The organism is Candidatus Dormiibacterota bacterium, assembly GCA_035532835.1.
In the GTDB taxonomy this organism is placed as follows: domain Bacteria; phylum Vulcanimicrobiota; class Vulcanimicrobiia; order Vulcanimicrobiales; family Vulcanimicrobiaceae; genus DAHUXY01.
Genome location: DATKQG010000047.1, coordinates 1 through 10,791 on the forward strand (window position 1 = coordinate 1; position 10,791 = coordinate 10,791).

The 10,791-nt window shown below is 65.7% G+C and carries 10 protein-coding genes; 7 read left to right on the top strand and 3 right to left on the bottom strand.

Translation table 11 applies throughout. From position 1 onward, the window contains the following. The coding region (locus VMW12_06190) for an anti-sigma factor (protein HUZ49319.1) at positions 1–743 on the bottom strand (743 nt) is incomplete at its 3' end. Further along, positions 740–1,252: a sigma-70 family RNA polymerase sigma factor gene (locus tag VMW12_06195; GenBank protein ID HUZ49320.1), complete on the bottom strand. Its 513-nt coding sequence runs from the start codon at positions 1,250–1,252 to the stop codon at positions 740–742. The genes VMW12_06190 and VMW12_06195, both read right to left, overlap by 4 nt. A 122-nt stretch (positions 1,253–1,374) precedes the next feature. Between VMW12_06195 and VMW12_06200 the strand changes: the two genes are divergently transcribed. After that, entirely contained in the window at positions 1,375–2,097 is a 723-nt protein-coding gene (locus tag VMW12_06200) for an NAD-dependent deacylase (GenBank protein HUZ49321.1), read from the top strand. On the opposite strand, the gene VMW12_06205 is transcribed toward VMW12_06200, so the two are convergent. Further along, a complete protein-coding gene (locus tag VMW12_06205) occupies positions 2,086–3,162 on the bottom strand; it encodes an adenylate/guanylate cyclase domain-containing protein (GenBank protein ID HUZ49322.1) in 1,077 nt (358 codons plus the stop codon). The genes VMW12_06200 and VMW12_06205 overlap by 12 nt on opposite strands. A 107-nt stretch (positions 3,163–3,269) precedes the next feature. On the opposite strand from VMW12_06205, the gene VMW12_06210 reads away from it, so the two are divergent. The 6 genes from VMW12_06210 to VMW12_06235 form a co-directional block, all read left to right on the top strand. Continuing rightward, positions 3,270–3,641, top strand: a complete 372-nt coding sequence (locus tag VMW12_06210) for a hypothetical protein (protein HUZ49323.1) — start codon at positions 3,270–3,272, stop codon at positions 3,639–3,641. Positions 3,642–3,659: 18 nt separating this feature from the next. Beyond that, a complete protein-coding gene (locus tag VMW12_06215; protein ID HUZ49324.1) occupies positions 3,660–5,600 on the top strand; it encodes a glycoside hydrolase family 20 zincin-like fold domain-containing protein in 1,941 nt (646 codons plus the stop codon). Then, on the top strand, positions 5,597–7,606 hold the full coding sequence (locus tag VMW12_06220; protein ID HUZ49325.1) for a hypothetical protein: 2,010 nt from the start codon (positions 5,597–5,599) through the stop codon (positions 7,604–7,606). Before VMW12_06215 ends, VMW12_06220 begins: the two co-directional genes overlap by 4 nt. Beyond that, positions 7,590–8,987, top strand: a complete 1,398-nt coding sequence (locus VMW12_06225; protein HUZ49326.1) for a dipeptidase — start codon at positions 7,590–7,592, stop codon at positions 8,985–8,987. The genes VMW12_06220 and VMW12_06225 overlap by 17 nt, the downstream gene beginning before the upstream one ends. Positions 8,988–8,991: 4 nt before the next feature. Further along, positions 8,992–9,855, top strand: a complete 864-nt coding sequence (locus VMW12_06230) for a serine hydrolase (protein HUZ49327.1) — start codon at positions 8,992–8,994, stop codon at positions 9,853–9,855. Next, a partial coding sequence (locus VMW12_06235) for a hydantoinase/oxoprolinase family protein (protein ID HUZ49328.1) occupies positions 9,856–10,791 on the top strand: 936 nt, incomplete at its 3' end.

Genomic DNA, 10,791 nt, shown 5'->3' on the forward strand with positions numbered 1-10,791 from the left:
AAGGTCGGCGTGCTCGTCGGCTGTTTGCTTCCGCCATCCGGCTCGACGCTTACCGCCACGGCGGCGGTCTGCCGCGCATCGACGGGTAGTGAGATGACGGCGACCCCATGCCGATCCGGAACGAAGGTCAGCGATGGCGACATCAGCTTCGCACCCTTCGCGAGCGTCCACGCTTGATAGACTTTCCCGCGCGGGGGCGCCGGAACGTCGTGCAGGGTGATGTACAACTTGTCGCGTACGCGAATCACTTCTCCGCCGTTGACCGGGAAGCGCCGCGCGTTGTCGTCCATGATGTCGGCGAGCGTCGCGCGCTCTTGGGCTAAGCTCCGCGCAAGGCCGGTGCTGTTGCGATCGATTTGCGCGACCTTGGTTTGAGCCTGGCGCAGCTGCCCGACGAGCGAGAGGTTCATGAGCGTCGAGACCAGAGCGATCACAAAGCAGGCGGCAGCTACGAAATAGGCCGGCCAGACCGACGGCTGTTTTTTTGCCGGCGCAGCCTGCGCATGCGCTTGCGCGTCGGCGCGGACGGTCCGCATGACGCGGGCTTTGAGCAACGCGCCGGGGCTCTGCTCGGCGGATGCGGCGAGCGAAGTGACGGCAGGTTGCAGTGCTTGTAATTCCGCCCGACATTCGGCGCACGTGGCTAGATGCGCGCGCACGCGCTCGGCGTCGCTTGCCGGTAGGGAGCCCAGAGCGTAGACCGCGACATCGTCGAGCATTGCGGGATCGTGAGGAGCGTTCATGCCGTCACCACCCCATCCAGCGCCGTGCGGAGCTTGCGAAGGCCCGAGCGGATCCGCGTTTTGATGGTGCCGAGCGGGATGCCCGTGCGCCGCGCGATCTCCTCGTGCGTGATTCCGCCGAAGAACCCGAGCTCGATCGGTTGCCGTTGCTCTTCGGGTAACTGGCCGAGCGCCTCGCGGACGCGCTCGCCATCGAGACGAGCGAATGCTGCATCTTCCATAGCGTCGGCCTCCGGTAAACTTTCGGGCAATTCCAACTCCTGATGCGAAGCGCGGCTGCGCAGAATATCGAGCGAGCGGTTGCGCGCGACCCGAACGATCCAGGCCCCGAAATTACCGTCGTGAAAGAGATCTGGCGCACTCCACACTTTCAAAAAAACTGCCTGCGTGACGTCCTCGGCCGCCGATGCATCGCCCAACATACGCAACGCTACGCCGTAGACGAGCCGGTGATACTCGTCGTAGAGTGCTTCGAAAGCATCCGCATCCCGCGAGCGCACTCGTGCCATGAGAAGCCCGGCGTCTTGATTCACGAGGATCACCTTTCGTGCGGGTCTTCGCCGTGCCCTCGAAGACGTAACGCCGGCGCCGGGGTGCTGGATGTTCGCGCTCCGCGTCGAAGGCCGGGCCTGTGGACGAACTCTGCGAGCGCTTGCGGGCGGCGACATCGGTCCTGGTCCTGACGGGGTCGGGCATCTCGGCGGAGAGCGGGCTGCCGACGTTCCGCGGGACCGGAGGTTTGTGGCGGACCCACCGCGTCGAGGAACTCGCCTCCCCGCAAGGGTTTGCGCGCGATCCGCGATTGGTATGGACGTGGTACAACGAGCGCAACGCCGTCCACCGCCAAGCCCAACCGAACGCCGGACACTATGCCCTGGCGGCGCTCGAACAGCGGATATCGGATTTCACGCTGGCCACTCAAAATGTCGATTCTTTACACATGCGAGCGGGGTCGCACCGTCTTTTGGAACTGCACGGCAGCTTGCGCACGGCTCGTTGTACCGGGTGCGAGCAGCGTCGTCCCTTGGATTCGCTCGGGTTGCCCCTGGACGCTATCGAGCACGCGTGCGGAGGGCGCTTCCGGCCCGACATCGTGTGGTTCGGCGAGCCCCTGCCTTCTGCAGTTTGGGGCAGCGCGGTTGAAGCAGCCGCTCGCGCGGAAGTGATTGTGGTCGTCGGCACCAGCGCCGTCGTGTATCCTGCCGCCGCGCTCGCGACGCATTACGCCGGCGATGCGTTTGTGGCTGAGATCAATCCCGAGCCGACCGCGATCAGCGAGCGTGTCGATTGTCTGTTGCGCGGCACCGCTGCCGAGGTATTGCCGCGTATCGTTGAAAGCTTGCTACGGCGGTAATTGAACGGGCGGGCCTTGGTCGTCTTCGTAGGTTCCTAATAGCGGTGGTGGTTCCGGTAGCGCCGGTGCATCGTCATCGAAGGCGGAGAAGCGAAAGCCGGTCGCTCCGAGCGAGTTGACGCGCTCGTCGAAGGTGGACGCGGGTACCGTCGCGCGTTCCTCACGCGCGGTTTCTTGCGCGAGTTCGTCCGGCGTGAGATAGGCATCGGGTTCTACGGCGTCGCCGGCGGAGTCTTCATACGAACGTACCACCGTCTTGTTGAACGCTCGTTGCGAGGGGAGCGTGAGGAGATGGTCGTCGCTCGCGCGGCGGGTGAGCCCGCGGATGATGTACGCGCTCTGCAAACTGCGCAGGCCGCGCAGCGGCATCGACGACGTCGGTACGCCGATAAAGAGATCGCGCACGGCGTCGTAGGTTGCCGCCGAAGCGATGATCGAGGCGTTGAGCTCCTCGGAGGCTTCCTCGAGCCGGGAGGCCACGTGCGCCGGATTGCCGACGATCGCAAACTCGCGGCGCTGTTGGAAGCCGGTGTCGCCCGCCACGATTTTTCCGGAGTTCACGCCGATGCCGACCGCGATCGTCCGACGTCCCTGGGCCTGCCAACGCGACTCCATCGCGCGCATGACGCGCATGATGTCGAGCGCGGCGCGCAGCGCTCGCTCCTCCTGAAATTGCTCTTCGAGCAGCACCCCGAAGACGGCGGTCACGGTATCGCCGCGCAGGCTCTCGATCATGCCGCGATGGCGTTGGACGGCTTGCCCGACGATGGTATAAAACTCGTTGAGATACCGCAGCGTCTCTTCCGGGGAGAGCCGCTCGCAGATCAGCGCGAAATTGCGGATACGCGTGCACAGAACCGTGGCGTAGTACTCGCGCGCTTCGAACAGGCGCGGATCTTTACGGGCCAGCAATTCCTCGACCACTTGCGGGGGCACGTAACGGGAGAACAATGCGACCGCGCGACCGTGCTCGCGCCGTTCGTTCACATAACGTCGAAAAAAGACCGTGGCATAGCCGGCCGCCCCGAGCGCTACCACGATCGCTACTGCTAGAAGTGCGTCCATTGCTCTCTCTATTAACGTCGGCCGATGCGCGAGGTGGGCTTATGTCCGAGGCCCCGCGCCGTGCCCCGTCGTACCTGCGCCCCATGGATGCGATGGAGCTAAAGGCTATGATACCCCAGTTTCCGGGTTATCTCGATGAGGCCGCCCGTCGCCTCTCCGACGAACTGGTCCGGTCTTATGCCGGGGAGGCGGTGGCCGGGTTGGTGGACCGCCTGCGTCCGCTCGATCCGGCGCTGGAAGCGCGCTTCGACGTGGCCCTCATGCGGGCGGGGTTCACGAACCAAGTCGCCTTCAGAGGCTACGAATCCGCGGTGCTCTCGCCCGACCGCAGCGCGGCGATGCTCGCCGCCGACACGTTGCTCGCGACCCTCGCCCAGCGTGCGGCGTCGGTGGACATCCAGAGCGCGCCCGGCTACCTCGACGAACTCGCGGCAGCATTCGATGCGCGCGACTCGGCGATGCAGCAGGTTGCGGCCTAGCGCCGGAGGCCGCGCCCGATGCTGACGGCCCTCGTCCTCTCGGCGCTGCACCTGTTGCCGCGTCCGCAATCGGTCGCGCCGAGCGCGTGCTCGAGCGCGTATGCCTTCTCGCGCCCGCTGCGGGTGGCAAGCGGTTTCGACCCCGCCGCTCGCGACGAAATCGACGAGCGCTGGCAAGCGCTCGGGCTCCCCATCCTCGCGGTCTCCGAGAACCCCGACGTCACCGTGGTTCGGGATCCGGGGCTTCCGTCGCAAGGGTACACACTCGACGTCGCCGGCTCGAGCGTGCGTATCGCCGCATCCGATGGCGCCGGGGCCTTCTACGCGGCCATGACGCTGGCCCAACTTGCGACGCGAAGCGCGAACGGTTGGTCCCTGCCGTGCGTGCATATCGTCGATCGCCCCGCGCTGCGCTGGCGCATTCTTTCGGACGACGTGTCGCGCGGGCCGTTACCGACGATGCGTTATTTCGAATCGCGCATTCGCACGATAGCGGCGTTCAAGATGAACGGCTACTCGCCGTACATGGAACACGTCTTCGTATCGCCGACCGACCCGCTGCCGGCGCCCCTGGACGGCATCACGCCCGTCCAACTGCGCGAACTGAACGCCTACGCCGAACGCTTTCACGTCGCGTTGATTCCCGAGCAGCAGACGTTCGCGCACATGCACAACACGCTCAAGTACGAACGGTACGCGAGCGCGGCGGAACTTCCCCACGGGTTTCTGCTCTCGCCGGCGTCGCGTTTGGCTGCGGCCTATCTTCGCAGGATCGTCGGACAAGAATTGCAGGCCGTTCCTCACCCGCCGTTCTTTCACATCGGGTCGGACGAAACGGCGACGCTGGGCCTGGGAACGACGCGGGCCTACGTTGCCTCTCACGGCGGCCGCGCGCAGGTTTACGCCGCGCACATTCGCGCGATGGCCAAGCTGATTGCCCCGTCCGGAGCTCGCGTGATGCTGTGGGATGACGGTATCGAAGCCGACCCATCGATCATGAAGCTGCTTCCGAAAAATGCCGTGATCGTCAACTGGCATTACGGAAATCTGGCCACGTACGAGCCGTTTATTCGTACGATCGCTTCCGGTGGATTTCAGCAGATGGTCGCGCCCGGATCGAGCAATTGGAGCGAAATCTATGCCGATATCGATACCGCGATCGCGAACGAACGGCGATTCATCGCGCAGGGAAAGAGCGCCCACGTGCTGGGACTCTTTCAGACCGTGTGGCACGACGACGGCGAAACGCTGTACGAATCGACGTGGTACCCCGTGCTGTATGCGGCAAGCGACGCATGGGAGACGAGCGACCTGGCGCCGCAGCGTTTTCAAGCGGACTTTCCGGCCGCGTTTTTTGGCGTCGACGACGCGCGTTACGGCCGCGACATCGCGCTGCTCGGCAATGCGCTCACCCGTCTCGAGGGCTCTGCCTACGATACGACCGACCGTCTTTTTTGGTCGGACCCTTTCGATCCGGCCGTCGCGGCGCGCATGGCGAAGGTCGATCTGCACGCGGTCCGCTTGGATGCAGAATCGGTAGAGACGCATCTCTTGCAGACGACGCCGCCCTTGCATGCGGGCGCGGCGCGTGCCATGTTTCTCGCCGCTCGGCGATACGACGTGCTCGGCCGGGCGTTTCAAAGTGCAACCGAGGTTCGAGCGTACTATGCCGATGCTCTCAAGCACGTGCGAGAACCGCATGGGCCGGCGCTGCGCGATCTCTTCTGGTGCAAGTATTGGTTTTGGGAACTGCGCGACGACTACGAGAGCCTGGGCACGCTCTATACCGCAGCGTGGCTCCACGAGAGTCGCCCCGGCCATCTGGCTTCGAATCTCGAGCGATACCACATGGCCGCGCAGAGGGAGATCGAACGGGCCGACGCGATCGATCGCGTGACGTACGAATCATACGTACGCCACAAGACGCTGCCGCCGTTCGCTAAAGTCATCCACCCATGAGCGCGCTCCTGGTTCTGCTGATTTTTCTCGCCTTCGCGTCGATGATGTACGCGCGCTGGATGCCGGCGATTCTGGCGCTGCCGCTGATGGCGGTCGCGATGGCGCTCGCGGCGGGCGTTCCGGCGGCGCATCTGCCCGGCATCGTCGTCGACGGCTCGGCATCGCTGGCCAAAGTCTACGTAGCGGTGATTTTCGGCGCGCTGCTCGGGCGTGTGACGATGGATACGGGGATCGCGCGGGCGTTGGTCAATGTGGCGGCCGAGTACGGCGGGGAACGGCCGTTCGTGCTGGCGATGGTACTCTGCGCGATCGTCGCGATCTTGTTTACGTCGCTTTCGGGCTTGGGCGCGGTCATCATGATCGGATCGATCGCGCTGCCGATCATGATGACCACCGGCGTCCCTCGTACGATCGCCGCGACGCTCTTCCTCATGGCCTTCGCGCTGGGATTCATCTTCAACATCGTCAACTGGCAATTCTACACGCAGTTTTTCGGCGTGAGCGAACAGACGATGGTTCGCTACGCCGTCCTGCTGGCGGCGATCGACGGCGTTGCGCTCGTGACGTACGCGATCGTGGCGTTTCGCCGCGAGCGCGATTACGCCGCCTGGGCGGTAGCGGCCGAGAAATCGGATCGTTCGGTTCCGCCGTGGGCGCTGGTCACACCGATCCTTCCGCTCGTGCTCTACTATACGTTGCACCTGGACGCGAGCGTCGCGTTCATCCTGGCGGCGATCTACGGCGTGCTCGTTACGCGCCCACGCCGCGCGGTGCCGACGCTGGTCGCGGCCGCGATCCGAGGCGTGGAAGACGTCGCTCCCGCGGTGCTCTTGTTCATCGGGATCGGGATGCTGTTGGTCGCGACCAAACAGCCGGAGTTCGCCAGCGCGTTGCAGCCTCTGGTTGCGGGCGGTTGGGAGCGCAACCCCATCGCATTCGTCGCCATCTTCGGCCTAGCGAGCCCGCTGGTGCTCTATCGCGGGCCGCTCAACCCGTTCGGCGTCGGCATCGCGGTCTTTACCGTTCTGCTGGCGTCGCACGCGCTGCCGCCTGCGGTGCTGGTCGCCGCCGTGATGGCCGTGGTGCAGGTACAGAACGTGTGCGATCCCACCAACACCGCGAACGTCTGGGTGGCGAATTTCACCGGGGTGCCGCTGGCGGAGATTACGAAGCGAACGCTGCCCTTCCAAGTCGGCGTTGCGACGGCGGCGGCGCTGCTCGTGGCCGTCGCCGCCACCGCGCTCTTCGGCACGCCTGCGTTCGCATCGGTCGCGGCGCCCGCTCGTGCCGCCGCGACCGGTTTTCTTGCGCCGCCTGTGGCCGCCGGCCACATCGCCGTCGACGACGACGGAACGCCGCTCGGCATCGCGGCCGCGAACGCGGTCGTCGATTCGCTCGCCGCGGCCGGGTTGACGCCGCTGCGCGAGCACGACCAACCCAATTCGACCGACTGCTCGAACAAAAACTATGCCGCCTACCTGCGCGCGGAGAGTTCGACTTTTCACCTCATCGAGGGCACGGATCTGGACATCGGCCTCGTGCTCGAGGATTGCGGCGGTTGGATCGTGGATGAATGGCACGAGCACGCGGTTTCGAAGGGGATTCCGAACGAACGCGACGCGGAACGGCTGGCCGTGCGCGACGTCCGCCGCGTCCGGGGTTGGATGCGGGCCAACCCCGTGCGAGCGCACAACCTCTTCCAGCGCGGGCTCGCGGTCACACCCCACGATCCGCCGACGTATTTCTACACGTTGTTCAAAACCGTCGACGGCTATATGCGCGTATATGTCCGCGCAGGCGGCCCCGCCTGGGATGTGGGCATGAGAACCGGAGATATCGTCGATCGTCTCGACGGCAAGTTCTGGTGGGAGTATGGGACCTATCAGACGCAATTACGAGCCTACGACGGCAAGCCGCACGCCTTCCAGATGGAGCGCGACGGCAAAACCTTTGATGTGCAACTCGGCGCGCCGTTCGAACCGGCGCAATTTGAAAAAGGCGTGTGACAACAATATTATGGATACGGCGATCGAGCGCTACGTAGATGAGCGGCGCGAGGAATACTTGGAAGAGCTGCGGTCCTGGATTGCGATTCCGTCGGTCTCGGCCGACCCCGCTCATGCCGCCGACGTGCGCCGATGCTGCGAGCGGCTCGTGCGACGCATGGAAGAGATCGGATTCAACGCGCGCGTGCTGCCAACCGACGGCAACCCGTTGGCTTACGGCGAGTGGCTCGGCGCACCGGGTAAACCCACGATCCTGATCTACGGGCACTACGACGTGCAGCCCGCCGATCCGATCGAACTGTGGGAGAGCCCGCCGTTCGAAGGGACCGTGCGCGACGGAAAAATCTACGGCCGCGGCAGCGTCGACGATAAGGGCCAGGTCTTGATGCATTTCGCGGCGTTGGAGGCGCATCTGCGCACGCGCGGCCGGTTGCCGGTCAACGTGCGCGTCATCGTCGAAGGCGAAGAAGAGATCGGCTCCCCGAATTTCGAGGCTGCGCTGGAGCGCTATCGCGATCTTTTCGCAGCCGACGTCGCGATCATCAGCGATACCGCGGTCTTCGCCGAGGACGTGCCGTCGCTCACCACCTCGGTGCGCGGCTTGGTGAACTGGGAGATCACGGTGCACGGGCCGGCCGCCGATACGCACTCGGGCTACTACGGCGGCATTCTGCGCAATCCGATCGAAGCGCTTGCACGCATCATCGCCTCGCTCAAAGATGCCGACGACCGGGTCGCCGTGCCCGGCTTCTACGACGGCGTTGCCGAACTCGACGCGGCGCAAGCCGCGGAACTGCGCGCGTTGCCGTTTGACGAAAGCACCGAGGCCGCGCAACTCGGCGTTCCGGCGCTCGCCGGCGAACGCGGCCGGCTCCCGCTCGAACGCATGTGGTTTCGTCCGACGCTGGAGTGCAACGGCATTTGGGGCGGGTATCAGGGCCCCGGCAGCAAGACCATCATCCCGAGTTGGGCCAAAGCCAAACTCTCGGCGCGTCTGGTCGGCACGCAGGATCCCGAACGCGTGCGAGCGCTCGTTACCGAGTACATCGAACGGATCGCTCCGGCCGGCGTGCGCGTCGAAGTCCAAGACGGCGGCCTGACGCGAGCGGTGGTGATGTCACGCGATCATGCCGCGGTTGGAGCGGCATCGCGCGCCATGCAGGCGGGCTTTGGCAAAGCGCCCGTCTACATCGGCACGGGCGGATCGATCGGCCCGGTTGCGAGCTTCGATCGGATACTGGGGCTGCCGCAGGTGATGATCGGCGTGGGCCTGCCCGACGACCAAATTCACGCACCGAACGAAAAATTCAATCTCGCGCAGCTCTTCGGAGGCATCGCGACGATGTGCGTGCTCTACGACGAACTCGCGGCGATCGGCTAAACACGTGTTGCCGATCGTGGTCGCGCCGATCGTCGCGCAGGTGTCGCAGGCGCCCGTTTCGGAGCGAGCGATGCTGGGCGAACGCATCGACGGCATCGTGCGCAGCGCGCACGTCGCGACCGGCGGCGACCTCGGTATCGTCATTTGGGATATGGAAACCGACGTTCTCTTCGAACGGAATTCGGATGAGGCGTTTCCGCTTGCGGGCCTCATGCGGCTGGCGGTGGCGCTTACGGCGTACCGCGCGGTCGACGCGGGCACGCTTGCCCTGGATGCCCCGATCACCCAAAGTTCCGGAAGCACCACCGTTCGAGATGCGCTCGCGCGCTCGCTCTCGCTCGACGATCGGTCCGCAACCGACGTGCTCTATCATGCGGTGGGAGGCACCGACGCGATCGATACCGCGCTGCGCACGGCCGGCTTCGACGGTATGCTGATTCGCACCGATGAAGCGGGCTTGGGCCTCGACGAAAGTGCAAAACGAACGTTTGCCCGAGGCGGTGATAACGCGGGCTCGCCGGCCGCGGTGGCGCTGCTCCTGGCCGAGCTCGCGCGCGGGGAGATCTTGAGCGACGCATCCCGGCGCGCGTTTATCGGCGCGCTGCTGCACGCATCCGGAGGAGGCGCGAATGGCTTGGCCGCCGGGCTTCCCGCCGGGACGCGTCTCGCGCACATCTCCGGCACCTCGCCGCGGTTCGACAACGTGCGTGACGCCTGCAACGACGCCGGCATCGCGCAGATCAACGGACGCAACGTAGTGATCGTCGCAATGCTCGCTAACGCGCGCGTAACGCGCAAACAATGCGATGCGATTCTCGCACAGGTCGCGCGAACGGCGTGGGCGGCGAGTGCCGACGTGATCCCGTAAGTGGCGCGCAGGCTGCGCCTGGGCATCGATGTCGGCGGCACCTTCACCGACGTTGTTGCCATCGACGCGTCGACGCGCGCTCTGATCGCTCGCGTCAAGATCCCCACCACGCACCACGCGCCCGAGGGCGTGGCCGCCGGCATCGTAGCCGGCATCGCCGCGCTGCTGGAGGCTGCCGCCGTCGATCCCTCCGACGTGGCGTTCATAGCGCATTCGACGACGCAGGCGACCAACGCGCTCCTGGAAGGCGACGTCGCGCGCGTCGGCGTTCTCGGCTTGCTCGGCCGCGGCGGCTGGCTGGCGCGCTCCCAAATGCGCTTCGCACCCGTGGCCCTCGCGCCCGGCATCGAGATGACGCCCGCATTTGCGTTCGCATCCGCACGCGACCCGGCCGCGATTACGGCGGCCGTCGATGCGCTGATCGCCTCCGGCGCGCAAGCGATCGTTGCGACGCAAGCCTTCGGCGTCGATCGCCCGGAGATCGAGGCCTATGCGGCCGGCGCCGCGCGCGAACGCGGCGTCTTCGCTACCGCCGGCCACGATATTACCGCCATGTACGGCCTGCGCGCGCGTACGCGCACGGCCGCGCTCAATGCCGCGATTCTTCCGAAGATGGTCCACACCGCGCGGATGACGGCTCAAGCCGTGAAGGGTGCCGCGATCGACGCGCCGCTGATGATCATGCGCAGCGACGGCGGCGTGATGGATGTCGGCGAAATCGAGCGCCGTCCGATTCAGACGCTGCTCTCGGGCCCCGCAGCCGGTGTGGCCGGCGCCCTGTTGCACGAGAGCGTGAGCGACGGCATCTTCATCGAAGTCGGTGGAACCAGTTCCGACTGCACCGCGATTCGGGCCGGCCAGCCGCGCATGCGTCCGGCGCGCATCGGCGGCCATCGCACCATGCTCCGAACCGTCGACGTGCGCACGCTCGGCGTA

Bases quoted from the DNA above. Each gene is read 5' to 3' on its own strand.
- VMW12_06210 (HUZ49323.1), top strand. From the start codon at position 3,270: ATGATACCCCAGTTTCCGGGTTATCTCGATGAGGCCGCCCGTCGCCTC.
- VMW12_06205 (HUZ49322.1), bottom strand. From the start codon at position 3,162: ATGGACGCACTTCTAGCAGTAGCGATCGTGGTAGCGCTCGGGGCGGCC.
- VMW12_06220 (HUZ49325.1), top strand. From the start codon at position 5,597: ATGAGCGCGCTCCTGGTTCTGCTGATTTTTCTCGCCTTCGCGTCGATG.
- VMW12_06195 (HUZ49320.1), bottom strand. From the start codon at position 1,252: ATGGCACGAGTGCGCTCGCGGGATGCGGATGCTTTCGAAGCACTCTAC.
- VMW12_06215 (HUZ49324.1), top strand. From the start codon at position 3,660: ATGCTGACGGCCCTCGTCCTCTCGGCGCTGCACCTGTTGCCGCGTCCG.